26 protein-coding genes and 1 tRNA gene are annotated in these 26,132 nt (G+C 36.5%); 10 read left to right on the plus strand and 17 right to left on the minus strand.

The window, feature by feature from the left end; genetic code table 11:
- Positions 1–141: 141 nt before the first annotated feature.
- On the plus strand, positions 142–1,134 hold the full coding sequence (locus IWC72_RS15125) for a metallophosphoesterase (RefSeq protein ID WP_194530357.1): 993 nt from the start codon (positions 142–144) through the stop codon (positions 1,132–1,134).
- A gap of 247 nt (positions 1,135–1,381) precedes the next feature.
- Here IWC72_RS15125 and IWC72_RS15130 read toward each other — a convergent pair whose 3' ends face one another.
- From IWC72_RS15130 to IWC72_RS15140, 3 genes are all read right to left on the minus strand, one after another.
- On the minus strand, positions 1,382–2,179 hold the full coding sequence (locus IWC72_RS15130; protein WP_194530358.1) for a hypothetical protein: 798 nt from the start codon (positions 2,177–2,179) through the stop codon (positions 1,382–1,384).
- Between the two features lie 5 nt (positions 2,180–2,184).
- A complete protein-coding gene (locus tag IWC72_RS15135) occupies positions 2,185–3,681 on the minus strand; it encodes a tyrosine-type recombinase/integrase (protein ID WP_194530359.1) in 1,497 nt (498 codons plus the stop codon).
- Positions 3,682–3,735: 54 nt separating this feature from the next.
- Positions 3,736–3,809 (minus strand) — tRNA-Met (locus IWC72_RS15140).
- Between the two features lie 136 nt (positions 3,810–3,945).
- Between IWC72_RS15140 and IWC72_RS15145 the strand changes: the two genes are divergently transcribed.
- Both IWC72_RS15145 and IWC72_RS15150 read left to right on the plus strand, forming a co-directional pair.
- Complete coding sequence (locus IWC72_RS15145; RefSeq protein WP_194527023.1) at positions 3,946–4,329, plus strand: START-like domain-containing protein; 384 nt, start codon at positions 3,946–3,948, stop codon at positions 4,327–4,329.
- A gap of 56 nt (positions 4,330–4,385) precedes the next feature.
- A complete protein-coding gene (locus IWC72_RS15150; RefSeq protein ID WP_194530360.1) occupies positions 4,386–5,231 on the plus strand; it encodes an aminotransferase class IV in 846 nt (281 codons plus the stop codon).
- Positions 5,232–5,246: 15 nt separating this feature from the next.
- Here IWC72_RS15150 and IWC72_RS15155 read toward each other — a convergent pair whose 3' ends face one another.
- From IWC72_RS15155 to IWC72_RS15175, 5 genes are all read right to left on the minus strand, one after another.
- Entirely contained in the window at positions 5,247–5,807 is a 561-nt protein-coding gene (locus IWC72_RS15155) for a YqgE/AlgH family protein (RefSeq protein ID WP_194527025.1), read from the minus strand.
- Positions 5,808–5,919: 112 nt separating this feature from the next.
- Positions 5,920–6,192 carry an HU family DNA-binding protein gene (locus IWC72_RS15160; protein WP_194527026.1) on the minus strand — a complete coding sequence of 91 codons (273 nt, stop codon included), beginning with the start codon at positions 6,190–6,192 and terminating at the stop codon, positions 5,920–5,922.
- Positions 6,193–6,366: 174 nt separating this feature from the next.
- Positions 6,367–7,314: a methionyl-tRNA formyltransferase gene (fmt, locus tag IWC72_RS15165; RefSeq protein ID WP_194530361.1), complete on the minus strand. Its 948-nt coding sequence runs from the start codon at positions 7,312–7,314 to the stop codon at positions 6,367–6,369.
- A 35-nt stretch (positions 7,315–7,349) separates the two neighbouring features.
- Positions 7,350–9,248 (minus strand): RecQ family ATP-dependent DNA helicase, encoded by a 1,899-nt coding sequence (locus IWC72_RS15170; protein ID WP_194530362.1) that lies wholly within the window; start codon positions 9,246–9,248, stop codon positions 7,350–7,352.
- A complete protein-coding gene (locus IWC72_RS15175; protein ID WP_194527029.1) occupies positions 9,248–9,811 on the minus strand; it encodes an AAA family ATPase in 564 nt (187 codons plus the stop codon). Before IWC72_RS15175 ends, IWC72_RS15170 begins: the two co-directional genes overlap by 1 nt.
- 87 nt (positions 9,812–9,898) lie before the next feature.
- On the opposite strand from IWC72_RS15175, the gene IWC72_RS15180 reads away from it, so the two are divergent.
- From IWC72_RS15180 to IWC72_RS15195, 4 genes are all read left to right on the plus strand, one after another.
- Positions 9,899–10,186: a DUF493 family protein gene (locus tag IWC72_RS15180; RefSeq protein WP_194527030.1), complete on the plus strand. Its 288-nt coding sequence runs from the start codon at positions 9,899–9,901 to the stop codon at positions 10,184–10,186.
- Between the two features lie 81 nt (positions 10,187–10,267).
- Entirely contained in the window at positions 10,268–10,924 is a 657-nt protein-coding gene (locus tag IWC72_RS15185) for a DUF4290 domain-containing protein (RefSeq protein ID WP_194527031.1), read from the plus strand.
- A 16-nt stretch (positions 10,925–10,940) separates the two neighbouring features.
- Positions 10,941–12,248: a UDP-N-acetylglucosamine 1-carboxyvinyltransferase gene (gene murA / locus IWC72_RS15190; RefSeq protein WP_194530363.1), complete on the plus strand. Its 1,308-nt coding sequence runs from the start codon at positions 10,941–10,943 to the stop codon at positions 12,246–12,248.
- Positions 12,249–12,273: 25 nt separating this feature from the next.
- On the plus strand, positions 12,274–12,594 hold the full coding sequence (locus IWC72_RS15195) for a GNAT family N-acetyltransferase (RefSeq protein ID WP_194530364.1): 321 nt from the start codon (positions 12,274–12,276) through the stop codon (positions 12,592–12,594).
- Positions 12,595–12,643: 49 nt separating this feature from the next.
- On the opposite strand, the gene IWC72_RS15200 is transcribed toward IWC72_RS15195, so the two are convergent.
- Positions 12,644–13,093, minus strand: coding sequence for a VOC family protein (locus IWC72_RS15200; protein WP_194527034.1), 450 nt, complete (start codon positions 13,091–13,093; stop codon positions 12,644–12,646).
- Between the two features lie 320 nt (positions 13,094–13,413).
- On the opposite strand from IWC72_RS15200, the gene IWC72_RS15205 reads away from it, so the two are divergent.
- Positions 13,414–14,463, plus strand: a complete 1,050-nt coding sequence (locus tag IWC72_RS15205; RefSeq protein ID WP_194530365.1) for a DUF6340 family protein — start codon at positions 13,414–13,416, stop codon at positions 14,461–14,463.
- Positions 14,464–14,479: 16 nt separating this feature from the next.
- Here the strand turns inward: IWC72_RS15205 and IWC72_RS15210 are convergent, their stop codons facing one another.
- The 3 genes from IWC72_RS15210 to IWC72_RS15220 are packed head-to-tail and all read right to left on the minus strand — an operon-like array spanning position 14,480 to position 16,995.
- Entirely contained in the window at positions 14,480–15,790 is a 1,311-nt protein-coding gene (locus IWC72_RS15210; protein ID WP_194530366.1) for a cryptochrome/photolyase family protein, read from the minus strand.
- Positions 15,791–15,793: 3 nt separating this feature from the next.
- Positions 15,794–16,486: an SDR family NAD(P)-dependent oxidoreductase gene (locus IWC72_RS15215; protein WP_194527037.1), complete on the minus strand. Its 693-nt coding sequence runs from the start codon at positions 16,484–16,486 to the stop codon at positions 15,794–15,796.
- An 11-nt stretch (positions 16,487–16,497) separates the two neighbouring features.
- Positions 16,498–16,995 (minus strand): SRPBCC family protein, encoded by a 498-nt coding sequence (locus IWC72_RS15220; RefSeq protein ID WP_194530367.1) that lies wholly within the window; start codon positions 16,993–16,995, stop codon positions 16,498–16,500.
- A 253-nt stretch (positions 16,996–17,248) separates the two neighbouring features.
- Between IWC72_RS15220 and IWC72_RS15225 the strand changes: the two genes are divergently transcribed.
- Complete coding sequence (locus tag IWC72_RS15225) at positions 17,249–18,424, plus strand: T9SS type A sorting domain-containing protein (RefSeq protein WP_194530368.1); 1,176 nt, start codon at positions 17,249–17,251, stop codon at positions 18,422–18,424.
- A gap of 78 nt (positions 18,425–18,502) precedes the next feature.
- The gene (locus tag IWC72_RS15230) at positions 18,503–19,351 is read left to right on the plus strand and encodes a DUF2911 domain-containing protein (protein ID WP_194530369.1); all 849 of its coding nucleotides are present in this window, start codon (positions 18,503–18,505) and stop codon (positions 19,349–19,351) included.
- A gap of 146 nt (positions 19,352–19,497) precedes the next feature.
- Here IWC72_RS15230 and IWC72_RS15235 read toward each other — a convergent pair whose 3' ends face one another.
- From IWC72_RS15235 to IWC72_RS15255, 5 genes are all read right to left on the minus strand, one after another.
- Positions 19,498–21,231 carry a sodium:solute symporter gene (locus IWC72_RS15235; RefSeq protein ID WP_194527041.1) on the minus strand — a complete coding sequence of 578 codons (1,734 nt, stop codon included), beginning with the start codon at positions 21,229–21,231 and terminating at the stop codon, positions 19,498–19,500.
- A gap of 108 nt (positions 21,232–21,339) precedes the next feature.
- Positions 21,340–23,865, minus strand: a complete 2,526-nt coding sequence (locus IWC72_RS15240; RefSeq protein WP_194527042.1) for a PIG-L family deacetylase — start codon at positions 23,863–23,865, stop codon at positions 21,340–21,342.
- Between the two features lie 150 nt (positions 23,866–24,015).
- Positions 24,016–24,528 carry a mechanosensitive ion channel domain-containing protein gene (locus IWC72_RS15245; protein ID WP_317171414.1) on the minus strand — a complete coding sequence of 171 codons (513 nt, stop codon included), beginning with the start codon at positions 24,526–24,528 and terminating at the stop codon, positions 24,016–24,018.
- A gap of 37 nt (positions 24,529–24,565) precedes the next feature.
- On the minus strand, positions 24,566–25,513 hold the full coding sequence (locus IWC72_RS15250; RefSeq protein ID WP_194530370.1) for a septum formation inhibitor Maf: 948 nt from the start codon (positions 25,511–25,513) through the stop codon (positions 24,566–24,568).
- A gap of 35 nt (positions 25,514–25,548) precedes the next feature.
- Positions 25,549–26,130 carry a Maf family nucleotide pyrophosphatase gene (locus IWC72_RS15255; RefSeq protein WP_194530371.1) on the minus strand — a complete coding sequence of 194 codons (582 nt, stop codon included), beginning with the start codon at positions 26,128–26,130 and terminating at the stop codon, positions 25,549–25,551.
- Between the last annotated feature and the right edge of the window lie 2 nt (positions 26,131–26,132).

The following is a 26,132-nucleotide window of genomic DNA, read 5'->3' on the forward strand; positions in this document are numbered from 1 at the left end:
CATATACTTATGAAAATCAAACGCTTATGTGTTCGTTCAATATATTTATTTATTATATCCTTCTTGCTTTTTTGCGAGGGATGTGGTTACTCCGAATCGGATACTATGTTGAGTGAAGAAAATTCAATAAAAACAAATCTTATGTCAAATGATGAGTTCTTTCAAATTGTAGTTTTACCTGATACTCAGTATTACACCTCTTTAAAGCATGGTGGAACTATGACTATGTTCGAAGACCAGATTAGTTGGATAAGGGCCAATAAAGAATCTTCCAAGATTGCGTACGTGGTACATTTAGGCGATATGGTGGATCACGGAGATGATAATAACCAGATTGAATGGCTTAGGGCCAAAACAGAAATGTACAAGTTAGAACAGGATTCTATTCCTTATGGTGTCGCTGTTGGTAACCATGATCAAACTCCATATGGAAACCCTTCATCACCAGGAACAAACAATGGGTATGGAGTTTATTTTGGCAGAAATCATATGGAGCAATTTTCATGGTATGGGGGTGCGTATGGTAGTTCGAATAACAGTGATAACCATTATGATTTATTTACAGCTAACGGTATTGATTTTATTGTACTGTATTTAGAATTGAATACACCTGGATCAACGGAGTACAGTGCTTCAATTGAAAGTGCTGTTTTAAATTGGGCCGATGGTATATTAACGACATATTCGGACCGAAAGGCGATTATTGTAAGCCATAGTTTGTTAGGTAGGCCTATTGATGCAAATGGTGAATCAATTGGCTACAATGATACCCGTCCGGGTTTTGGAAATAATAGCGTTGCGAGTAATTTTACGAATCAGGGACAAGTCATATATGATAGAATGAAACATCATAATAATGTCTTTTTAATGTTAGGTGGACATATTTCAGGAGAAGGCTTTCGTAAAGACAACTATAATGGACATATAATAAAGAGCTATTTATCTAATTATCAATCTAGGAGAAACGCCCCTTATACTGTTAACGATAGAAATGGGGGTAATGGTCTAATGAGGTTGATGAGATTTGACACTTCCAACGAAGTATTAAGTATCAGAACTTTTGCTCCAAGAGTAGGACCTAATATTTTAGAGGAAGATGATGATAGTGATTTTACACAGCCCTTGTACGATTAGAAGATAACCATAGCAATTTGCAACTTTATGGTATGCCAAGTCTAAATGGTGGCACACTTTGAGTTATACTGATTATATAAAAGGGGAGGCAATTCTTCAAGTTTGGGTAAGTTACATTTTAATTAATGGTTGTATATGGTGTTTATTTATAATATATGGTTGTTAGGCTCAATTTGTATGGTGGTATTTCTAAAGATAATGAGTTGGAAAGGATTATGGACAACCATACTAACCACCATATGTATGGTTACCTGTTTTGATATTTATCCGCCCGCTTAATAAAAACCGTATCAATCAAAAAGGTGGTGGCTTCTTTATCTGAAATTAAGGGAAGGCGTTTTTTCTTTTTGATAGGTTTTTCTACAGTCTCCGGAATTGTTTCACTTTTAATTTCATCTATCGAACTAGAATCCTCTGTTTCAAAATGGAACTGCTCATTGAAAATTGTCAGGATTCTTCTTGAAGCTTCAAACTGCAATATTTCATCAAGAATAGGACTTTTAGCAATCAGAGAGTCATTAAAATAACTAGCATCCCCAATGAGAAAATGGTTGAGGTGTATTGGATTTTGAGTAGCCAAATTTTCCTGTAAAACCTCTTGCCTCATATTAAAAAGCTCTGTTTTTTTGGCTCTACTCACAATGGGGTACCCGTCACTAGACCTTTTGATACGGATAACATCAAACTTATCCTTAATGGTGAGTTGTGCAATTTCCCTGTAATAGCTATGTGCAATATTTTTGGTCTCTTTCTCATCATGTCCTTGTATATCTTCTTCGTACATATAAAAGAATCCAATCAGTGAATTTTCTAAAACATTCTCATATACATTTAAAAGGTAATCGTAAAACTCTTTGGTCAATGCGGTATTGGGTACATATACCGGGTCACTATTTTCTTGAGAAATAGAATTAGGACTACCATCTAGGGTTAACGATACCCGATTTACTTGTTCAAAAACACCATTGGAAAGCTGTATTTCTTTCAGTTCGTTTATGCTCACCGAGTTTAAATCTAAACCTTTGAGTAGTCCGTAATAGCCCATGAGATCTAATTGTTTTCTGTTTGATGTAAAAGATTAGAATAGTCTTCGGGTAAAGCCGCATCTATATCTCGCAAATATCTATCTAAAGCCTCACGTGTGGAGTGGCCTGTTATGAGCATTAACCGACTTTTGACTACTTCTGGGGTACTGGTTTTCACCATCTCCCTGTAAAGCCTTGTAATGAACGTATGTCTAAAACTATATAAGCCATAATCTTTGCCTAGTTTAAAATGGTCCTTAACCTTTTTGAACCGTTTGGTAAAGTAATTTCGCTTTTCGGTCTCGGAGACGGTCCATTCTCCACCAATTCCATTGGGAGTAAATAAATAGAGTTCCTTTTTCATTTGTGAAATGTCAGGTATTCTATCTAGCATAATTTTAGGGATAATCTTCACCTTCACCGGTTTGTTCTTTGCCTTTACATAAAGTTTTTGATCATGTATATCTATATCCCCGATCTTCAATCTGCATACTTCAATAGGGCGGAGAAAGTTGTAGGAGACGAACTGAACGAACAAACGTAGCAACGGGTCGTTCTCCTTCATGTGCTTGTCAATATCCCGTACCAATTGTGGTGTGTAGGTCTTGTTACGTGTTGGAACTGATTTTAGATTGTTGATTTTTAGAATAAAATTGTCTTCTATCAGTTCATTGTCCTCTAAGGTGGTAAAGAAAGAACTTAATGCCGATCTAGCATTATTTCTGGTCCTCGGGCTAGTTCTTTGGAGGACGGCATTCAGATGTTTAATAACTACTTTTTTCGTTACATTTTTAATGTCGGAAACATCAACCTCGTTTTCCCCCAGCCATCGTTGAAATTGAAGTATTCGGTTCTCATATTTGGAATAGGAGTTTACGTTAAGCGTACTCTTTTTTATTTTCAATCCAATCGAAAAGGCCTCTGCTACGGACATCTGGTGTTCTGACTCCACTTCTTTGGTTTCCGGTTTGACCTCTTCTTTCAATTCTATAGGGTTATCGTCCAGAGCGGAAAATATGTCAATTTCTATAGGTGCCGGAGGAGGAGTTGGCGTTTCTTTGATAACTTCTTTTTTTACTTGAGTTGGAGGTAGAATTACCTTTTTTGGTGGCTTTTGAGTGGTTTCTGAACTAAGGTCTGTACTTTCTTGTGTACCGTTCTTAATCCTGTTTTCCAATTCTATATTCCTTTCATATGGATTGAAGCCTTCAATTAAAAGAAAGTGTAGTTTGGTCCTAATAATTTTAAGAAAAGAAAGTCGGTCTCTTTTATTCGTGTGAAAATTTGCACCTGCCTTAATGTTGGGTTGGCGTTTTAACAATCCGGTATCAGGATTTCGGAACGAAAAATAAACATACCAAGGTTTACTAAGTGCTTCTTTTTGTTCTGATTTAGAGAGCTTGGACCATTGGTCAATATCCACTCCGCCCGTGAAAATTTTGGGTTCGGTATAGGTCGGTTTCATTGTAAAAGTGTGTACTGTTTCGTGTACGCTCTGCAAAAGTACGGAAATAGAAGGCATAAAAAAACGGCTTGTGAGTACACAAACCGCTGTTTTTACTGGTTTTAAGCCTTGTAGCGAGAGGGGGGCACGATCCCCCGACCTCCGGGTTATGAATCCGACGCTCTAACCAACTGAGCTACCTCGCCGTATTATTATTTTGAAACGGCTGCAAATATAAAGTTTATTTCTTGTTCTTCGGCAATACTTTGCTAAAATTATTCTATCTCTTTTGTTTTTTTATCATAAGGAAATCTATATATTGCCCATCGTAAACACTTAAGAATGGACGATAAAATAAAATTTGAACTAGAATTTGTAATACAATCTTCACCACAGTTACTATATACCTACTTGTCAACACCATCAGGTCTTTCCGAATGGTTTGCCGATAATGTGAACTCTAGAGGTGAAATGTTCAGTTTTATATGGGACGGTTCTGAAGAAGAAGCAAAATTATTAAAGCGTAAAAGTGATGAATTTGTAAAATTCGCGTGGGTTGAAAATGAAGACGATTCATTTTTTGAATTGAAAATCATTGTTGATGAAATTACCAAAGATGTTTCTCTATTTATAACAGATTTTGCAGAAGAAGACGAAGTAGATGAAGCTAAAATGCTCTGGACGAATCAAGTAACAGATTTGAAACAGGTTTTAGGTTCTAAGTAACCGTATTCTTCTAATATCACCTTATATTTGGTCCCGATAATTATCGGGACTTTTTTATGATTAATTACAACGGAAATCTTCTAGAAGAAAACACTCAATTTTTAGACCATCAGAACAGAGGGCTTCGCTACGGCGATGCACTTTTTGAAACCATGAGAATGGTTAACGGAAAGCTATTTTTCTGGGAAGACCACTATCTCAGACTCATGGCATCTATGCGGGTACTACGTATGGAAATTCCTATGGATTTTACTATGGAGTTCTTAGAGTCTAAGATAAGTGAAACTGTTGCGGCAAATAGTTTGACCGACACACAAGCGCGTATTCGTTTTTCAGTTTTTAGAGAAAAGGGAGGTCTTTATTTGCCCGCCACAAATGATATTGGTTATTGTATTGAAACCATACCACTTCAGAGTCCTTTTTATGTGCTGAGTGACGTGCTTTATGAAGTTGAGCTTTTTAAAGATTTCTATGTCAATGCAGATATGCTATCAACATTGAAGACCAACAATAAAATCATTAATGTAGTTGGAAGCATTTTTGCTAAAGAAAATGAGTATCAGAATTGTCTCCTTTTAAATAGTTCAAAACAAGTAGTGGAGGCTTTGAACGGAAATATCTTTTTGGTGAAAAACGGTGTCATAAAAACACCGCCTTTAAACGAGGGTTGTTTAAATGGAATCATCCGCAAAAAACTGATAGATATTCTAGGTAAGCTTGATGATTATCAATTTGAAGAAGCATCAATATCTCCTTTTGAATTACAAAAAGCAGATGAGATATTCATTACAAATAGTATTGTGGGCATACAACCTGTTACCAAGTACAGAAAAAAGGAATTTGGGAATACAATGGCAAAAGGGCTTTTGGGCAAATTAAATGCCGTAGCAAGACTTTCCTAAGATTATGGGAAATGGCTAGTTCAAGCTTGGATTTTCAGGTGAATTGGACCAAAGAAGATAATCACCACCTAATTCTACCATTTTTTCTTTCCAAAAAGCGTCAGAAGATTTATGAATCAGTCCGCTTTCATAATCGTTTTCTACAACAACCCATGATTTGGACATTAATTCTTTATCCAATTGAAGTGAGGACCAACCGGAATATCCCAGAAAAAACCGAATATCTTCTTCTGAAATAACTTTTTGATTAATTAGGTCTATAGTATTTTCAAAATCTCCGCCCCAATAGATTCCGTCGGAAATCTCAATGCTATTGGAAATTAATTCTGGAACCTTGTGTATGAAGTATAAGTTGTCCTGTTCTACAGGGCCACCATTGTATACCTGAAAAGGTATCTCTATTTCGTTTATAAGCTCACCAATAGTATATTCAAGAGGTTTGTTTAAAATAAAACCTACAGAGCCTTCTTTATTGTGTTCCGCTAAAAGGACTACCGAACGATTGAAAGATACATCTCCGGTTAAAGTTGGTTCGGCAATAAGGAGCTTGCCTTTCTCTGGTTTTAAATCTACCATAATTATATGAGCTAGTTATAACTAAAATAAGACATTTCTTATAAATAGCAAATACGAATAAAAAAAAAGCGTCTAGTTTGTAGACGCTTTTCTATAGTATGGCTCGTAAGACTTAGTTTACTGAACTAGCCAAGTCAGATCCTGCTTTGAACTTAACAACGTTCTTAGCTGCAATTTTGATAGTTTTACCAGTAGAAGGGTTTCTTCCTTCTCTAGCATTTCTTTTAGATACTGACCAAGATCCAAAACCAACCAAAGAAACTCTGTTACCTCCTTTAAGAGATCCTTCAACGTTTCCTAAGAAAGATTCCAATGCTTTTTTTGCTGCGGCTTTTGTGATGCCGGCATCTGCTGCCATTGCATCGATCAATTCTGTTTTGTTCATAATTTAATTAATTAATTGTTGTTAAACGTATTTTACTGTTAAACAAATTTATACGGATTTGCGCCCAACGCAAGTAAAATGGGGGGAAATCACTGTTTTTGTTGATAACTATAGGCGTTTGTTGATAAAGTAGGGGTTTTTTTACGCTTCTCGCAGCCCAATGATACTAGGCCTTTACACCATTTGGGCATTTTTTTGCAAGTTTAGACCATTTAGAACATCTTGTATCTTCATTTTTCTCTTACTTGGCAACTGTATTTCTAACAGGTTTATGTAACCGCCATCTACTGCCACTTTCAGCTCTTTTTTACTTACTTCTATTTCTCCTACGTTTAATTGGTGGTCAGTATTTTCTTTCGCACTTTCATATATCTTCACAAATACCTTTTCATCACCATTGATCAATGTTGTCCATGCTCCAGGGTAAGGGCTTAATCCTCTTATGTGATTATGTATTTCACCTATAGATTTACTCCAATCTATTTGGCAGGTATCCTTATGTATTTTAAAAGCTTCCTTTAATTCTTTTGAAATGGGTTGTGCAACTGTAGTAACTGGACCCTTACTAATAGCTTCTGCCGTTTTAAGAACGAGGTCTGCGCCCATAACCATTAATTTATCATGTAACTCCCAAGCTGACATGTTCTCATTTATATCCGTATGGTCCTGTAGGATGATTTCTCCGGTATCTATTTTATCATCTATAAAGAAGGTAGTAACTCCAGTTTCTTTTTCTCCGTTAATGATAGCCCAGTTAATAGGTGCGGCACCTCTATAATCGGGAAGGAGGGAAGCATGTAAATTAAACGTACCATACGCTGGCATGGCCCACACCGCCTTTGGCAACATGCGAAAAGCAACCACAATTTGAAGATTTGCATTTAAGGACTTTAATTCGGCTAAAAAAACTTCATTTTTAAGATTGGTGGGCTGTAGGACTTTCAACCCTTTTTCCAGAGCGTATTTCTTTACGTGTGATTGTTGCAGACTTCTGCCTCTGCCGGCCGGCCGGTCCGGAGCGGTAATGACACCGACCACATTATAATCGTTCTTAACTAATTTTGCTAAAATAGTGGTAGCGAACTCTGGCGTTCCCATAAAGACGATGCGTAAATCCTTCATTGTGTTCCTTTGTTTTTTATACCTCTTAATAAGGCCTATTTTATTTGATATTGATTTTTTGTGTTTATTTCGATATTATCATCTTCTAGCATCAACTGTAAAGCTCTCAAAATAAGCTTCTCATTATAATTCATAACATCTATAAGTGCTCTTGAAGTTTGTGGGGATTCTGATAATAAAGTTCTGATTTCCTGTGAAACTTCATTGAAAGTGGGTTTTGTTGCATTTCTTTTTTTTAAACAAACATCACATATGCTACAATCTTCCGTGTTGGTTTCACCAAAATATTCTAAAATCTGTCGGCTCCTACATTTTTTATCGTTCTTGATATAGTCTATCATTTGAAAGACTTTATCGGTTTTGACCTTATTTTGCTCTTCTACTTCTTTTGCAAAGACATTTATCGTGAGGTCATCTTCACGAGGAACAAGAAAGGTAATCTCCAAATCACTTTGTTGGGCTTCGTAGGTTATAATATTATCCTTCTTAAGTTGTTCCAATACCTTAAAAACTTGTTTTTCTGAGGTATTGATTTTTTTTGAAATGAGCCCGGGGTTGATTTTAGTCTCAAAGTCAAAAATACCGCCGTACGTCCTTAAAATGGTTTGGATTATACTGGCGGTCTCTTTATGTGAGTCCAGATAGTCAAAAATGGCATCCTTTTCTGAAATAAATTGAACAATGGTTTTCTTTGAAAAGGATTCCGATAGGGAAATAACGGAGTTCCGATCTAAGATTTTCATGGCGTTATAAGCTAAAAACGAGTTCAATTTATAGGTTCCAACAAATTCATTAAAGTTGAATTGTAGTGTTTTATTGCTTCCTTCCCCATATCCTATTTGAAAGTAGTTATTGAGTTTGTTATATAATTTCTTAAGAAATGCAGTATCCGGAAGTACACTTAAAAATTGGTTTTTAAGTTGCTCTTCGTCATTGGGATTCGTAATAAGAACTGCCTCTGCAGCAGAACCATCACGGCCTGCTCTTCCTGCTTCTTGATAATAATTCTCCAAGCAATCCGGTATTTGGTAGTGCACCACTAGGGAGACATCCGGCTTATCTACCCCCATGCCAAAAGCATTGGTGGCAACCATAATCTGAACTTTATTGGTTAGCCATTGGTCCAATTTTTTCTCTTTCTCTTTTTTGTTTATGCCCCCATGAAAAAAAGTGGCACTGCATCCTTTTGAGTTTAAAAATTGAGCAAGTTCTACTGTAGCTCTTCGTGTACCTACATATACGATTCCACTTTTCTTGATTTTAGAACAGAGTTGGACTAGTCTATAACGCTTGTCTTGTTCCCATAGAATTTTGAAAGCAATATTTTTTCTGGCAAAGGAATCCGTTACCACTACAGGAGCTGTTAAGTGAAGGCTTTCTACAATGTCATGGGCAACTTTGTCTGTGGCAGTTGCCGTTAGGGCTACCATTGATGTTTGTGGCAATAGCTTGCGGAGTTCCGCACATTCTAAGTAAGCGGGTCTAAAATCATGTCCCCATTGACAAATACAGTGCGCTTCATCTATAGCCACAAGATTCACGTTCATTTGCCGTATTTTATCTTGTACTAGCTCTTGTTGCAAACGTTCCGGTGATAGGTATACAAATTTGTATCCACCATATAAACAATTATCCAGCAAGTCTAGAAGCTCATTAAAAGGGATTCCTCCGGTTAGGGCAAGGGCTTTAATCCCTTTTCTTTTTAAGCTTTCTACCTGATCTTGAATTAATGCAATTAGGGGTGAGATTACAATACATATGCCTTCTTGTGCCAAAGCGGGCACCTGAAAACAAACGGACTTGCCGCCACCTGTAGGCAGGAGGGCCAAGACGTCTCTTTTGTCTAAAATGGCATCTATAATCTTTTTCTGGGAACCTTTAAAACTCGTAAAGCCCCAATATTGCCGTAAAATGGATATCGGGTCTTCTTGCATTAGTCTAGATTTAGTAGTTTTAAAATAAAATTGGTACGTTCTTCAATACTTCCTTTTGGTACAATTGTTATAGGGTAACCCACGTGTTCATAGGTAGATTTAAGGTGCTCATAAACTCGTTCTGCTTCTTCAAAAGATTCAAAACGTTCATTGTCAACAACATGAATTTCTTTCCATGGCGGCATCAACAAAATTTGCTCATATCTGTAGGTATAGCATGGCTTTTCAAACTCCTTGGTATAGGTTTGACCAAAACAGTTCATGTATGCATGTACATCTGGTATTCCTCTATCAAAAAAAACAATTTCTCCAGCAACATCTTCGGTATCCGTATATTGCTTTATACGACCATCTAAAAGACTTTGGTTAAATTTTTTAGGGTCTTTTACCGAAACAATAGGGTTGACTAGGAAATCTCCGGCATTATCTTCGTTTTTTTCCAATGAAGTCATACTTCGTATAAGTTCGTGAACACACGGAAAACCTATTTTTTCAAGGTTCTCAATAACTGATGTTTTGCCTGTGCTTGGGCCACCTGTAATAACTACTCTTTTAAGATCCAATAGATAATTGTTGTTCGTGCAAAAGTAATCATTCCGGAATGATTTTAAAATTGGATGGTATCCGCTATCTTTGTATAAAACGGTTATATGGACAAAGAAACCCCTGAAGCGTTCTACAAGCGCTTACGTGAACAATTGGTGGAGACCTCTGCTTGGCCTTCTAATTACCTGTACAAATTTATTGTACAAAGCAATCCTGAAAAAATTAGTAGTATTCACAAAATATTTGATAATACGGGAGCTGTAATTGATTTAAAAGAATCTAAAAACGGAAAATATACTAGCGTTTCCATTACAGTGAACATGAAAAACCCTGATGCTGTAATAGAAAAATATAAAGAAGTGGGTAAGGTTGATGGGGTTATATCGCTATAAATAGTATTTGAACCATAATTTTCTTAATTTGCAGACGTTATAAGAACACTTCCTTATTTTTTTTAAGCAAAATTTTTCAATTTGAATTTAGTAGAAAACCTAGAATATAACACGGAAAGGTCAAAATTGATCATTCCCGAGTACGGGCGTCATTTCCAGAAAATGGTAGATCATGCAATTTCCATAGAGGATGATGAAGAGCGAAATAAAGTGGCCCAAGCTATTATTAGTGTTATGGGTAATATTCAGCCACACTTAAGAGATGTGCCTGATTTTCAGCATAAACTGTGGGATCAGTTGTTTATCATGTCCGATTTTAAATTGGATGTAAAGTCACCTTTTCCTATCACAAGTAAAGAAGTGTTGAGACAACGTCCAGAGGCATTAGAATACCCACAAAATTTTCCAAAATACCGTTTTTATGGAAACAACATCAAAAGAATGATTGATGTTGCCGTAAAATGGGAAAAAGGAGATATGCGTGATGGTTTAGAGTATGCGATTGCCAACCACATGAAAAAATGTTACCTGAACTGGAACAAAGATACGGTTGATGATTCAGCTATTTTCAAACACCTACTTGAACTTAGTGACGGTCAAATAGACTTAAAAGGAGAAAGCCTTACCGATAGCGGTCAATTTTTAAAAAACCGGGTAGCGAAGACTCCAAGAAACAATAACTCAGGAAAGAAAAATAACCAACGAAACAATAACAATCGCGGTAAAAAGCGATACTAATACTCCTCAATCTTACATGGGTACCTTTAAAATTGAAGGCGGTCACCAACTTTCTGGTGAAATAACGCCACAAGGGGCAAAAAATGAAGCCTTACAAATTCTCTGTGCCGTATTACTTACGAATGAAACGGTTACCATAAAAAACATTCCGAACATCGTAGATGTCAATAAGCTAATTGCTTTGCTTGAAGATTTGGGTGTAAAAATCCAAAAGAAAGCAAAGGGGTCGTATAGCTTTAAGGCAGATGATATTAATTTAGACTACCTACAGTCAGACCAATTTAAAGAAGATGGCCGTGGTCTTAGAGGTTCTATAATGTTAGTAGGTCCACTTTTGGCGCGTTTTGGAAAAGGATATATTCCTAAACCGGGCGGTGATAAAATAGGACGTAGACGTTTGGACACCCACTTTGAAGGATTTATAAAGTTAGGGGCCAAGTTTAGGTACAACAAAGAAGAATACTTCTATGGTGTTGAGGCTAAAAAGCTAAAAGGCACCTATATGTTACTGGATGAAGCTTCTGTAACGGGTACTGCAAATATTCTTATGGCCGCTGTTTTGGCGGAAGGTAAAACTACGATTTACAATGCGGCTTGTGAGCCTTACTTGCAACAGCTGTGTAAGATGTTAAACCGCATGGGAGCCAAGATTTCAGGTGTAGGCTCCAATTTATTGGAAATTGAAGGGGTAGAGTCCTTAGGAGGAACAGAACACTCCATGCTTCCGGATATGATTGAAATAGGCAGTTGGATAGGACTTGCTGCTATGACCAAAAGTGAACTTACGATTAAGAATGTAAGTTGGGACGATTTAGGTCAAATACCAACAGTATTTAGAAAGTTGGGAATTACGGTAGAAAGAAAAAACGATGATATTTTCATCCCAAAGCATACGAATGGATATGAGATACAGAACTTTATAGATGGTTCTATTCTTACTATTGCAGATGCACCATGGCCAGGTCTTACGCCAGATTTGTTAAGTATTATCCTTGTTGTGGCAACACAGGCAAAAGGAGAGGTACTTATTCATCAAAAGATGTTTGAAAGCCGTTTATTCTTTGTAGATAAGCTTATAGATATGGGGGCTAAGATTATTCTTTGTGATCCGCACCGTGCTACAGTAATAGGTCATGATTTTAAATCTACGTTAAAAGCAACAACTATGGTATCTCCGGATATTAGAGCTGGAGTTTCTTTATTAATAGCGGCATTATCTGCAAAAGGTACCTCTACTATTCATAATATAGAACAGATAGACCGTGGGTATGAAGATATTGATACCCGTTTACGTGCTATTGGAGCTAAGATTACTAGACTTTAATAAATGAACGTTTAGATAGTTTTCAATGTCAAAGAGAGATTTTTCTAAAATACCGCTTGTAAACAAGCAAGGTGAGAAGGGTAGGTTTGAGATTGATATTGACGGACAAATAGCGTTTATGGAATACATGATTTCTAAACAGAATATTATTTATTTGACCCACACGGAAGTGCCTAGTTGCTTAGGTGGTCAGGGAGTGGGAAGTGCTTTGGTTTCAAAAGTGTTTGAATTTATAGAAGAAAGTGGAATGAAAATGGCACCTCTTTGTCCATTTGTAGCAGCTTATATAAAACGTCATCCAGAAAAGGGAGAAGCTATACTGGCTCTTGGATATTCAGTTAAATAATAAATTAAGTTATAATAAAAAAGAGGCCTAAATGGCCTCTTTTTATGTTTCAATGTTTTGCAGTATTGATTTCTATCCAGTATTTATCAGGGTCTTGAAAGTAAATTTGTCGCACACCATCCGTACGTAGCGTAACGGCTCCTTCTTTACCCGGCCAATCCCAATACGGAATGTTGTTTTTTTTAAGATGCGCAATCATTCCGTCTAAATCCTGCGTAGAGAGACATAAATGCATGGATTTGTTTTTTTCAAAAGGGGCGAATTCCTTTTCAATAAGATGAATTTGAGAGTTGCCACTTACAATGAACCAACGAAAACCTGGTTTCTTATCCGGATGTGGTGTTTCTTCTAGTTTTAGAATGTTGGCATAAAAATCGGCGCTAACATCTGAGTCTTCTACGACCAATGCAAAGTGGTCAATTTTAAAATCAAACTGTTGTGCTTGTACATATGAGGTTGAACTGGTAACGAATAGGAAAGCGAGAAATAATTTTTTCATTTGGTCTATACTAATAAAATTAATTTTTTAAATCGATGTTAAATAAACTATAAGTTGATTTTTTGACTGGTAAGATACAAAAGCATTTTAAAGGACTAGTGTACAATTTGGACTCTTCTATTTTCGCAGTAGTATATAATAACAGGAATGCGGTACAATTAGGTTGTTTTTTATACTATAACTGGAGAAATGAGGTAATTGGTCGAGTTTATTGACTGTGGCGGGGCAAAACGCAATAATACGTGTCTGTTTTAGTTTATAACGAACCTACTTGACTTTTTGAAAAAAATCAAAAAGTATAATGATTTAACTTTTGTCCCATGAAAAATCTTAACCAATTACTATCTGCGGGTATTGTTTTACTTCTTTTATCCAGTTGTGTTTCCACTAATAAATTAACAATGGGTGCGACCGAGCCTGCACGTATTAGTTTGCCATCTAACGCTGTACGCATTGGTTTAATAAACAGAAGTATTCCGTCGGAAGAAAATAAAGTAGTGGATAAGATTGATAAAATTCTTTCCTTGGAAGGACTCAATCTTGATAGGGAAGGAGCCGAATCTGCTGTAACGGGACTTTTTGATGAACTTACCCGTAACGAACGTTTTGAAGAGATTGTAATAATAAACGACACCGATATTCAGAGAAAAGGACTTGGTATTTTTCCAGCAGCCTTAAACTGGCAAGCTGTTCAGGAAATCTGTGAGGCTAATGGTGTAGATGTACTTTTCTCTTTGGAATATTATGATACGAATACAAAAGTAGATTATGAAGCTACCATGGTAAGTGTGCCAAACGACTTTGGAATAAAAGCAAATTTACCCGGACATAAGGTAACGCTTAATACGGCTATTAAAAACGGATGGAGAGTTTATGATCCACAAAGTAAGCTGATTTTAGATGAGTACACGAATAATAATTACGTAACGTCTATGGGTTCTGGAATTAATCCTATGAAAGCTGTTGAAGCGGTAATAGGTAGAAAAGAAGCGGTATTGCAACGTAGTAGTGATATCGGCAACTCTTATGGTTATGATGTTCGTCCGTTGCGAAAAAGAATTTCTAGGGATTACTTTGTTAAAGGCACGGATAATTTTGTAATTGCAAAAAGAAGAGCGCAAACCGGAGACTGGGATGGAGCAGCTGCCTTATGGGAAAAAGAAGTAAATAATCCAGATATGAAAGTTGCGGGTAGAGCATGTTATAACATGGCTATTATCAACGAAATAAATGGAGATTTAGCGAAAGCCATGGAATGGGCTTCAAAATCATATACCGATTATAATAATGGCGATGCATTACGATATGTAAACATATTAAAGTACCGTATGGCAGAAAAGCGTCAATTAGAGAGACAGCTTTCTCGTTAATAGAAGTTATCGGTATTTAGTTGAGTGCTTCCTTGTATGTACTTAAACAACGTTCCCGGGCTTCCTTGTGATTCACCATTTTTTGATCATAGGAATCTGTTTCGTGCTCGGGAACCCATTTAGAAATATATTTTCTGTCCTTATCAAATTTATCTACCTGCGTCATTGGGTTAAAAATGCGGAAATACGGAGCTGCATCAACACCACTTCCAGCAGCCCATTGCCAATTACCCACATTACTGCTCATTTCATAATCAAGTAGTTTTTCTGCAAAATAGGCTTCGCCCCAGCGCCAATCTATAAGTAAATGTTTGCAAAGAAAGCTTGCGACCAGCATACGCACCCGGTTGTGCATATAACCTGTTTCATTCAATTCTCGCATTCCTGCATCTACAAGCTTATAACCGGTTTTACCATTCTTCCATTTTTCAAATTCATCCTCATTATTCCGCCAGCTTATTCTGTCATATTTTTTCTTGAAAGCTTCACTTACGGTTCTCGGAAAATGCCATAGAATTTGCATAAAAAACTCTCGCCAAATAAGCTCGCTCCAGAACACTTCATTTTTTTCGGCAATTGCCTTTTTCATCATTTTGCGAACGGAAACTGTTCCAAATCGCAAATGAGGGCCCAATCTAGACGTTCCGTTTTCAATGGCAGGGTAATTTCGGGTATCTTCATAATTGTCAATTAAGGATGGAGTTACAATAGGGTCAGGGACTTTTAAAGAGGAAGCTTTGAAACCTATATCCGCTAATGATAGATTTGGTAATCTGGAATTTTGAATCAGGTTATCCCTGTACTGACTGGTGTAATGAATGGTTAAATGTTTCTCAGGATTAAAATGTTCTTTCCATTTGTTCTTATAGGGCGTATAAACAATGTATGGATCTCCGTTTCCTTTTAAAATATCGTCTTTTTCAAAAATAACTTGGTCTTTAAGCGTCTGAAAGAGAATATCATTTTCTTTTAAAAGGTTATGGATTTCTTCGTCCCGCTGCTTGGCGTATGGCTCATAATCATGATTCGTATATACCGCACCAATGTTATATTCGTTTATAAGTGTTTTAAATATTGAAGTTGTATTACCATGATACATACCTATAGAGCTTGAGTTTTCGTCTTGCAAGGTATTCCTCATCTTTTGCAGTGTTTCAAAAATGAATGTAACCCGGGCATCATCTTTAGGTAAGTTCTCAAGAATCTCGGTATCAAAAATGAAAACGGGCATAACAGGATTATCTTCCTTCAGCGCTTCAAGAAACCCCACATTATCATCCAAACGTAAGTCTCTCCTAAACCAAAAAACAGAAATTTTTTCTGACATAAACTAACTTAAATTTAAAGTGGACATTCCCCCGTCAACACCTATTATTTGACCTGTAATCCAAGAACTTTTTTCACTGAGTAAAAATACGGCAGTATTGGCAATATCTTCAACTTCACCAACACGTTTTAGAGGATGTCTCTGAGACATCATTTCTATTTTTTTGTCATTGCTCAACAACCGTTTGGCTAAAGACGTGTTCACTAATGAAGGGGCAATTACATTCACCCGTATGTTTGGCGCGTATTCAGCTGCCAGTGATTTCGCAAAACCTTCAACAGCACCCTTGGCAGCTGCTACACTTGTATGGAAGGGCATACCGGAACCAACAGCTACCGTGCTAAAAAGTACTACGGCACTTCCTTTGGCCATTATAGGTATAATTTCTTTTACGACCTTTACCATACTGAAAAAATTTAACTGCATATCAGATTCAAAAGTGTCTAGAGACATCATTTTAAATGGTTTTAAATTGATAGAACCGGGACAATAGGCAAAACCGTGAAGCTCATTTGGTAAGTTAGATACGTCAAGTACATCCGTATTTACATCAAACGGAATATGGATAATGTTAGTTCCGTTTAGTTCTTCTGATGTTCTTGAAGCCGCATAAACAGTATAGTTTTCTGTTAGTAATTTTGCCATTTCAAGCCCTATGCCATAAGACCCGCCAATTAAGAGTATATTTTTCTTCATGTGGAAAATTTCTAGAATGAATTAAAATAAAGTTCTTTTTTAATGTTTTCCAATACCCCAAAGCGTTCTATCAGCTTTTGTTCCCGAAAGGAGAAAATTTGTTTTAACTGCTTTTTCACTAGTAAAGGATGTGCTAGTTGACCTAAAATTCCAAAGGGGATTTTATAGTCGATTATATCTTCCATCTCAGCGCCACCATTTACGGGCTTTATGAAATGTTTGTGGTGCCAAAGGGCATAGGGGCCAAAGCGTTGCTCGTCCACAAAATATTCACCCTCTTTTACATGGGTTATTTCTGTAACCCATTTTGTGGTATATCCGGGAAAAGGAGAAACTGTATATTGTATAATCTGACCTGGGAACATGGGGCGGTCATCACCAGAGAGTATTTTAAAACCCATATGTTCAGGCGTAATAACTTTGAGGTTATTAGGGTCGGATAAAAACGTCCATGCTTCTGAAGTACTTATAGGAAAAGATTGTTTGGAGTGTAGTTGGTATAATTTCATATTACAAATGTAAAAACATTTTGTTTAACAAATTAATGTAATTCATAAACAAATTGATGTAATAGCGCCTTGCTTTTGATATCAAATACATAATACAAACAAACTGAAGGGTATTTAATCGGTCTATGGAGACAATTTTGTACATTTCAAGTTGTATTTAAATATGAAGAGAGGTGTATTTGTATTAGTATTTCTTTTTGTGAGCTTTTTTCTTTCATCTCAACATACTGTGGAAGAAATTGGGACATTGCCTATGAAGTTATCTGAAAGTTCTGGGTTACTTTACTTTAATGATAGACTAATAACCCATAATGATTCAGGAAATCTGCCTCAGCTCTATGAAATAGATATGGTCTCCCTAGAAATTCAGCGAACCATAACTATAACTAATGCAGAGAATAGAGACTGGGAGGATATAGCGCAAGATGAAACTTACATCTATATTGGAGACATTGGAAATAATAATGGTACTCGAAAAGATTTATTGGTCTACCGCATTCTAAAATCTGAATATTTAACATCTGATACCTTAGAGGCAGAGAAGATTGAATTTGAGTATGAAAATCAGGATAACTTTGATAACAATGGAAATAGCGATTGGGACGCTGAGGCATTGTTTGTTTTACAGGATAAGCTGATAATTTTGACCAAGCAATGGAATAACTACGGAACCGTAGCGTATAGTCTACCAAGGGAGCCAGGTAGATATATGGCAAAAGAATTGGATGGTTACAAAGTAAATGGACTGGTAACAGGAGCTGATTTTAACCCTATAACTGAGCAATTATATATTGTTGGGTACACTTCTATTTTAGCTCCTTTTCTATATGTCATAGATGGAGCGACTACAAATGCTATTTTTGGAAGGATAGTTAAAAATCTTAAAATAGATATAGGAACTTCACAAGTGGAAAGTATTATTCACGTAAACGCGAATACATACTATCTAACATCGGAACAATTCGAACGTCAAAGTTTTAATCTTTCATTTGAACCAAAACTTTATAGTCTTTTAGTCACCAATTCTTTTTTAGAGCACGAAGAAGAAGAAGAAGAAGAAGAAGAAGAAGAAGAAGAAACAGGATTGGATGATGAAGGTGAAACGAAAACTGACGAAAACCAAGAGGAAAGTGAAGAGGCAGTCGATATTTCTGAGGGTATTGATTCAATAGATGATAAGGCAGACAATAATTCAGGATTAATCGTAGTAAAAAGTGCAACTGAAACTAATTTGATCTATCTAGTTCCTGAGGATAATTTGATTTTAAGCAGAGCAGTTTATGATGCATCCGGTAGGAGATTGTTACTTCATCATAGAAACGAAATAGAGAACTCATCAATAAATATTTCGAGTTTAAAATCGGGAATTTATTACCTCACGCTTTCATTGGGCGGTACGATAGTTACCAAACCATTTGTAGTTCAATAATTCAGATATTTAAGATTTCATTAACACATGTAGAAAGGTTTATATTTAGTTTTGTTAGAAACATATAAACCAATTAAAATGAGAAAAATCTTTCTTTTAGCTAGCATAGTATTTGCCACAGCTACAATGCAGGCTCAAATTCAAACACCAGCGCCCAGCCCGGCTTCAAAGCTGCAGCAGACAGTAGGTTTAACTGAGGTTACCGTGGATTATTCAAGACCTTCTATGCGAGGCAGAACTATTTTTGGAGATCTAGTTCCTTACGGTAAATTGTGGAGAACAGGAGCTAATGCTTATACGAAAGTTACTTTTAGTGATGATGTTAAGATTGCAGGTCAAGATGTAAAGGCTGGTACGTATTCTGTTTTTACTAAGCCAGGAGCTACTTCTTGGGAAGTTTTCTTTTATACCGATGTTGATGGTGGTGGGACTCCTAAAGAATGGGATGATAGCAAAGTTATAGCGAAAGCAACTTCTGAGGTTTATACTTTACCTGTTGATATTGAAGCTTTCACTATTACAATAGATGATATGACAAGTGGATCGGCTCACTTGGGTATGATGTGGGAAAAGAGTTATGTAGCTGTACCTTTTGAAGTGCCTACAGATGCAAAAGTTATGGCCAATATTGAAAAAACAATGGCTGGTTCTCCAAAAGCAGATGATTACTATGCAGCCGCTGTATATTTTTCTAGTGAAGATAAGGACATTAAAAAAGCATCTGAATGGATGGACAAAGCTATGTCTGAGACTGAAGAGCCTGCTTTTTGGCAGTTGCGTCAACAATCACTTATCCAGGCAAAAGCAGGAGACAAAAAAGCGGCTATTAAAACGGCTAAAAAGTCTTTAGAAAAAGCTAAGGAAGCTGGTAATGATGATTACATTAAAATGAATACTGAGTCTATAAGCGAGTGGGGAGCTAAGTAATTAGCATCATTCTTTTATAAATTAAAAAACCCGGTTCTCTAATAGAGAGCCGGGTTTGTAATTTTTTAACTGAAAAAGTATTTAATTGTATTGACTAGAAATATAATGATGGACTTTAATAATTGATTTAGTATTGAAATAGCAATCTAATTGCTTACAGGTGGTTTTTTCAGTAATCTATCGAACCCTTCAAAAGCAAGTGCCATAGCGATGACCATAGCGGCACCTATAAAATTAAGCCATAGATACCCTAATTTCTCTTCGCCTGTAGGGTGTATGAATATTAGGTTGTAGAATAGCACAAAGATGATAAACTGGGTCAATAAGGCAGCAAAGAACACGGCATTTCCTTTAACGAACTTAAAGAAGAAAGCCAATAGAAATATTCCCAAAACGTTACCATAAAATATAGAACCAATAATATTTACAAGTTGAATGAGGTTGTCAAATAGATTGGCAATACTGGCAATAAGAATAGCAATTATACCCCATAGTAACGTAAATACTTTTGTTGCTCTTACATAGTGCTCGTCAGTCAATGGTCCTTTTATGTTTCTTTTGTACAAGTCCAAAGAGGTAATAGTTCCCAATGCGTTTAATTCCGATGCTGTAGATGACATTGCAGCCGAAAGTATAACGGCTAAAAGTAGTCCAATCAGCCCTCTCGGAAGGTTGTGTAGGATAAAATGAATAAATACGTAATCCTTGTCATTTGTTTCAACTGTACTATCAGCTTCTTTTATCAATGACTTAGCAGCGGCACGATTAGTACTGTCTTTTACGTTTAAACTAATAATTTCTTGTTTTGCTTCCTCAACAGCACTATATTCTTTAAGTTCTAAAGCGGCAGAAAATTTGTTTTGTGCCATTTTCTTTTCTGCCTCTAATTTTTCTTGTCCTTCCTGAAGAATAGAGTAGTCTTTGGCATATTCAGAACTCATTACTGCTTCGGTCGCGGCAGGATTAAAGTTTAAAGGCGATGGATTATATTGATAAAAAACAAAAACCATAACACCCACCAAAAGAATAAAGAATTGCATGGGTATTTTTAAAAGGCCATTAAAAACTAGCCCAAGTTGGCTTTCTCTAAGTGATTTCCCCGAAAGGTAGCGTTGTACTTGGCTTTGGTCAGTTCCAAAGTAAGATAACGCTAAAAAAAGGCCACCAGTAATACCACTCCAAAATGTATATCTACTTTTGGTATCAAAACTAAAATCGATAATATTTAATTTATTACTGGCTCCAGCTATTTTAAGCGCTTTACTAAAATTAATATCGGCAGGTAGATATCCTAATATAAAAAAGAAAGTGATGAACATACCTGTCATGATAATGAACATCTGCTGTTTTTGAGTAACACTTACTGCTTTGGTACCTCCTGAAACGGTATAAATAATAACCAGTACCCCAATAATGATATTTAAAGTCCGGAGATCCCAGCCAAGTACTGCCGACAGTATTATGGATGGTGCAAAAATAGTGATACCTGCAGCAAGACCTCTTTGTATTAAAAACAGAATGGCCGCTAACGAGCGGGTTTTTAAATCAAAACGGTTTTCAAGGAATTCATAGGCGGTATATACTTTTAGTCTATGATATATTGGTAGGAAAACTAAACAAATGATAATCATGGCCAACGGAAGGCCAAAATAGAATTGAACAAAACCCATTCCATCATGAAAGGCTTGCCCAGGAGTTGAGAGAAAAGTTATAGCACTGGCCTGTGTAGCCATTACGGATAACCCTATCGTCCACCATTTGGCGTCTTTTCCACCGCCAACATAATCATCTACACTTTTGCTGCCTCTAGTTTTCCAAACACCATAGGCTACTATGAAGAGCAGTGTACTCGATAAGATAATCCAGTCTAGTGTTCCCATATTAGGTAAATGCAGTCATTAAGTAGCTAAAAATTAGTACATATACAATATTTAGTATCAGCACCAATGAGTATTCTTTTTTCCAATCGAACTTGTCTAACATTCCGTTTAATTCAATTTGGTAGGTTTAACATTCTTTTCTACTGAAAGCATATTTGCAAATAGTTTATATGCTCCAGGTACTCCAGCAGGTAGCTCTCTAAAAAAACTCAACCCTGTATAGATGTAATTTCCTTTTCCATAAGGAGCTATCAAAAGGCTTCCTTCTTTTGAAGGTTCTCCCTTGTCACTCATAGATAGAATAGGTGTAAATTCTTTAGACCACTCATTGGGAAAGTACAGTCCGCGTTCTTGTACCCATCCATTAAAATCACTGGTGTCTATTTTATTAGGATAATTTACTAAAGAGTTTTTCTTAGCTACTATTTCTACCTCTGAGTTTTCATCCGTTACCCGATCACGAGATAAGGTAATAGGGTATGGCGCCAAATTTTCAAATTGCTCTCCCCATCTACCGGCGGTATTGTATTGTACAACAAGATTACCCCCTTTTTCTACATAATCGAAAAGATAGCGTTGTTTAAATTTTAATTCATCTAATACGTTGTAAGCTCTAATACCAACCACCACCGCGTCATATTTATCTAAAGACCCTTTTGCAATAGTACTGGGTTCAATTATATGTACAATGTAGCCAATTTGCCGTAAACTCTCCGGTACTTCATCTCCGGCACCCACTATATAGCCAATATGCTCTCCAGATTTTTTAATGTTCAAACGTACTACTTTGGCTTCTGATGGCAGTAATACAGATTGCGTAGGGACATGGTCATACTCAATCCTAACCAACTCTTTGGTGATTTCTTTACCGTTCAATTTTACAATTGGAGAGATGTAGCTTTCGTCTTCATCTGCAGGTGGTGTTAAAGTGAAAATTAAGGTTTGTTCGTCACCTTTATTGGCAATTTCAAAAGGTTTTGATTCAACATCTACCGTCCATCCTTTGGAATGCTTCAGTTGCAAACTTCCCTTAATATTGTCTGCATTGGCTTTTACCGTAACCGGAATTTTTTTCGATTTTCCATCAGCGAATATTAATACTTTATCACTAAAACTAGCAGTAGCCTCCGGGAGTATTTCAAAAGGTTGAAACAATTCCCCTTTATCAGGTTTTGCGTAGTGGTATATAACGGGCTTTTCAAAAACCACGGATTTTCCATTGAAATCAAGTTCAAATTCAGCTATGAATGCACGTGGTGTTTCAGGTTTGCCAATAAGTTTTTGATTATCGACATTATACATGCCCAAACTTCCCTTTTCTTTAAGCCAATACGGACTTGTGTAATCCGTAGTTTCAGGTATTTCTAAATCGATTTCAAAATTCTGCTTTTCATTATTGTTTAATGCGATGGAAGGCTGAAGTGTTTTATCCGAATTAGATATGGAAATAGATTCTAAAACGATATCCGAAGAACTGCGATTAAGCGCCTCAATCTTCACTTTTACCTTGCCGCCAGGATTAGAGAAAGCAGTCTCCGCCGATGCTTCAAGATAAAGACCTCCTATATTTAAAATGATATTTCTTAATTCTAAAGACTTTATAGCTTTCCAATAGGGATCGTCAACTTTTTGAAGTAACTCATACGCTTCTATTAATTGAGGCAGATGTTTAGAAGGTTTAGTGAAGTCAAAACCCTTTTCAATGGCATAAAGAATCTCGCCAACTGCTTTGCCGCCATTTACGCGAGACCACGAAGTGTCTATTCCTTCAAACAAGTCCTTTGCATTTTTGGGCATATCGCCTTTCAATAATTCTATATATTCATTTTCGGAACCTCTTTGAGATAAGCGACCAAAACCTTGGCATAGGTGTTGACTACTAGCTAAAGCGGCAATTTCGTTGTTAGATTTTCCTAAAGTAGGATAATAGGTGCCAATGTCTAAATTGACCATCTTTGATTTATCAGCTTTGTCAAATTTTTCTTGGCTCCCATAGAACCACCATGAAGTGTTGAAAAACAACCTTTGTGGTTGCCAAGTTTCAGTAAGTTCTAATTGTTTGCTGTAGGCATTTTTATCGTTCGCTAGGTCAAAGGCTTCAAAACTCAACATAGCAGAAGAAGTATGGTGTCCGTGAGTTGTTCCCGGACTTCTATGGTCAAAGCGGTTGATAATCACATCTGGTTTAAAATTGCGAATGGCCCAAACTACATCACCTAAAACCTTCTCTTTGTTCCAAATTTTCAAGGTTTCATCTGGATGTTTAGAATACCCAAAATCATTTGCTCGCGAAAAAAACTGTTCGCCTCCATCTACACGTCTAGCAGCTAAAAGTTCTTGCGTACGTAAAACACCAAGAAGTTCGCGAAGTTCTGGACCAATTAGGTTTTGACCGCCGTCACCTCTTGTCAAAGATAGGTAACCAGTTCGGGCTTTTGTTTTATTAGATAGGTAGGAAATAAGCCTTGTGTTCTCATCATCTGGGTGTGCGGCAATATACAGTGCCGTACCCAAAAAATTCAACTTTTCAAGTGAATGGTAAATTTCGGAAGTTGATTGTTGCACAGGTTTCTGTGCATTGGTAATATTTGAAGACAAGAGTATTCCGGCAAAGATTGCCAAAAGATAGCGCATAAAGTTGGTTTTTGTTTGGACGAAGCCACTGATTTACAGAGACGGCACCATATCAAAGATAGAAAGTTTAAAAAGGGTAGACGGTTTTTTTAGAACTTCTTTAACAAAAATTAATTGATGCTATGTTTAAGTAAAAGAGGGTAATTGCTATTAAGTCTCTTCGCTGCCGTCTGGTGTGTCTTCCGAACTATAGATTAAGGTAACCGCTTTTTGCATCATTAAGTTGTTTGGGTATACCAATAACTCTCCGTTAGATTTTCTTAAACTCACGTGAAATGCTCTAATATCCTCTATCAAAAAGGGCTCTTCTGATTCAATATCTTTGTCTAAAATTTTTACGCGATCCCCTATTTTAAATGGGAATGAAAAGAATAAAATTGCGCCGGCCGTAATGTTGCTGAGAATAGACCAACTAGCAAAAAGAGCAACTCCTATTACGGCAAACACAGAAGAAAAAACAAGGCCCACTTCTCTGAAATTTACTCCCCAAATAAATGAAATAACACCAATGCCAACTAGTGTTAAAAGCATTGATGCGTATTTTGTAATTAAAAGCGTACGTGCTTCAACAATATCACTAATTCTACCAATCTTCCGAATGGTCTTATCCGTTACAAACTTTAGAATAAGAAGTAAACAAAATGTTATAGCTGTTGCTATCATTTCGTTCTTGTTCGACAATAGAAATTCTTGCATAAATTTATAGACCTAAACTATCGCGCAAAGATAAATCCTTATTTCTATTTTGTTGCCAATAAGGTGTTTTTAATGTTTTAATTTTTGTAGCTGTAGAAGTCATTTGTTTGGCATTTTTACCAAAACCACTTGTGAAGGTGTCAGACCAGCTTTCAATACTATGTGGGAAAGTGGTTGTGAAGTTAATAGTTAGTGTTCTTTCTAATTCAGGATAGAAAATTTTATACGACGTAATCCCATTTTCATCACTTATAGAAATAGTTGAGTTGTATGGTTTTAATTCCTTGTGTGACAATCGTATGTACTCTAAAGATGGAATGATTTTTAAATTACCTGTTGGTAAAGATTCTGGTGCGATTCTAATTTTGTTCCAAAGTTCATTTTCTAGTGTCGTTTTTTCCAATTCAAAGTTTTGGTCGGCTTCAGTTTCAAAATATGAATGGGACATTATGTCAAATTTTTCACGATTATTTAGCTGAGCATAAACCTGTCCGCACCACTCCTGAGCGGAGAAAGAAACCTTAAGAGCATGGTTGTTATCGTTTACTGGAGAAAAAGTGCTGGTCATGATGGAGTAGGGATAAATTCCAGTAAGATATTTTTTAGTGCTGTTCAGCTTTAAAACAGGAATATTATCAGGGTTTGGCCCATCTGCTTTTACTTGTTTTTTATTTAGAAATGGTTCTGTAACATAAACAAGAACAGCTTTTCCTTCACGGATTTCTCCGTAGCGCGCTAGTTGCAGTTTGTATGATGTTACTTCTGCTTCTCCTGCGTACCAGTATTTTTTGAATTCGCTTGAAAGTTCTCTCTTTGGTGAGTCTTCTGCTTTTTCCGTATGAAGTGCAATGTCTTTTTTTGTATTTTGTTTAGCTTCTTTACAAGATTGGGTAAAAGATAATAGTAAGGTAAAAAGAAGGAATGAAAGACTAAGTTTTGTTCTGGTTTGCATAGGGTAGTAGTTTTTCTAAAATTAACCAAAAAGAACTATTTGACCATGGTTCTTAACGTTTTGTATACCAATTGCGTTGGAAGACCTACAACATTAGGGTAAGACCCTTTTATTTCTTCAATACCGATAAGGCCTATCCATTCTTGAATGCCGTAAGCTCCGGCTTTATCATAAGGTTTGTAAGTGTTGATGTAAAAGTGGATTTCTTCTTCCAATAAATGTCTAAACTTAACTTTGGTAATTTGGTGAACTACCTTTTGAGTATTGGAAGTCGTAAAACATACCGAAGTAATAACATCATGCCAATCCCCAGAAAGAGTGCTCAGCATATCATAGGCTTCCTGTGCATCGGCCGCTTTTGCTAAGGATAATCCATTGTGCCAAACAACCGTGTCTGAGGTAATCAGGATTTCATTGGTTTTTAAAGAGCCTTCAAATACATCGGCTTTTAGTTTAGCTAGGTAATCACTAATTTCACTTCCTTCTAATTCAAAAGGATAAACTTCATCTACAGGTTTTAACCGTACTTCAAAAGGAAGCCCCATTTCTGTAAGAAACTGATGTCTTCTTGGGGAGCCACTAGCAAGAATTATGGAATGGTTATTTAAATCTAGCATAG

This window comes from Zobellia roscoffensis (assembly GCF_015330165.1).
In the GTDB taxonomy this organism is placed as follows: domain Bacteria; phylum Bacteroidota; class Bacteroidia; order Flavobacteriales; family Flavobacteriaceae; genus Zobellia; species Zobellia roscoffensis.

Bases quoted from the DNA above. Each gene is read 5' to 3' on its own strand.
- IWC72_RS15125 (WP_194530357.1), top strand. From the start codon at position 142: ATGTCAAATGATGAGTTCTTTCAAATTGTAGTTTTACCTGATACTCAG.
- IWC72_RS15130 (WP_194530358.1), bottom strand. From the start codon at position 2,179: ATGGGCTATTACGGACTACTCAAAGGTTTAGATTTAAACTCGGTGAGC.
- IWC72_RS15135 (WP_194530359.1), bottom strand. From the start codon at position 3,681: ATGCCTTCTATTTCCGTACTTTTGCAGAGCGTACACGAAACAGTACAC.
- IWC72_RS15145 (WP_194527023.1), top strand. From the start codon at position 3,946: ATGGACGATAAAATAAAATTTGAACTAGAATTTGTAATACAATCTTCA.
- IWC72_RS15150 (WP_194530360.1), top strand. From the start codon at position 4,386: ATGATTAATTACAACGGAAATCTTCTAGAAGAAAACACTCAATTTTTA.
- IWC72_RS15155 (WP_194527025.1), bottom strand. From the start codon at position 5,807: ATGGTAGATTTAAAACCAGAGAAAGGCAAGCTCCTTATTGCCGAACCA.
- IWC72_RS15160 (WP_194527026.1), bottom strand. From the start codon at position 6,192: ATGAACAAAACAGAATTGATCGATGCAATGGCAGCAGATGCCGGCATC.
- fmt (WP_194530361.1), bottom strand. From the start codon at position 7,314: ATGAAGGATTTACGCATCGTCTTTATGGGAACGCCAGAGTTCGCTACC.
- IWC72_RS15170 (WP_194530362.1), bottom strand. From the start codon at position 9,248: ATGCAAGAAGACCCGATATCCATTTTACGGCAATATTGGGGCTTTACG.
- IWC72_RS15180 (WP_194527030.1), top strand. From the start codon at position 9,899: ATGGACAAAGAAACCCCTGAAGCGTTCTACAAGCGCTTACGTGAACAA.
- murA (WP_194530363.1), top strand. From the start codon at position 10,941: ATGGGTACCTTTAAAATTGAAGGCGGTCACCAACTTTCTGGTGAAATA.
- IWC72_RS15195 (WP_194530364.1), top strand. From the start codon at position 12,274: ATGTCAAAGAGAGATTTTTCTAAAATACCGCTTGTAAACAAGCAAGGT.
- IWC72_RS15200 (WP_194527034.1), bottom strand. From the start codon at position 13,093: ATGAAAAAATTATTTCTCGCTTTCCTATTCGTTACCAGTTCAACCTCA.
- IWC72_RS15205 (WP_194530365.1), top strand. From the start codon at position 13,414: ATGAAAAATCTTAACCAATTACTATCTGCGGGTATTGTTTTACTTCTT.
- IWC72_RS15210 (WP_194530366.1), bottom strand. From the start codon at position 15,790: ATGTCAGAAAAAATTTCTGTTTTTTGGTTTAGGAGAGACTTACGTTTG.
- IWC72_RS15215 (WP_194527037.1), bottom strand. From the start codon at position 16,486: ATGAAGAAAAATATACTCTTAATTGGCGGGTCTTATGGCATAGGGCTT.
- IWC72_RS15220 (WP_194530367.1), bottom strand. From the start codon at position 16,995: ATGAAATTATACCAACTACACTCCAAACAATCTTTTCCTATAAGTACT.
- IWC72_RS15225 (WP_194530368.1), top strand. From the start codon at position 17,249: ATGAAGTTATCTGAAAGTTCTGGGTTACTTTACTTTAATGATAGACTA.
- IWC72_RS15230 (WP_194530369.1), top strand. From the start codon at position 18,503: ATGAGAAAAATCTTTCTTTTAGCTAGCATAGTATTTGCCACAGCTACA.
- IWC72_RS15235 (WP_194527041.1), bottom strand. From the start codon at position 21,231: ATGGGAACACTAGACTGGATTATCTTATCGAGTACACTGCTCTTCATA.
- IWC72_RS15240 (WP_194527042.1), bottom strand. From the start codon at position 23,865: ATGCGCTATCTTTTGGCAATCTTTGCCGGAATACTCTTGTCTTCAAAT.
- IWC72_RS15245 (WP_317171414.1), bottom strand. From the start codon at position 24,528: ATGATAGCAACAGCTATAACATTTTGTTTACTTCTTATTCTAAAGTTT.
- IWC72_RS15250 (WP_194530370.1), bottom strand. From the start codon at position 25,513: ATGCAAACCAGAACAAAACTTAGTCTTTCATTCCTTCTTTTTACCTTA.
- IWC72_RS15255 (WP_194530371.1), bottom strand. From the start codon at position 26,130: ATGCTAGATTTAAATAACCATTCCATAATTCTTGCTAGTGGCTCCCCA.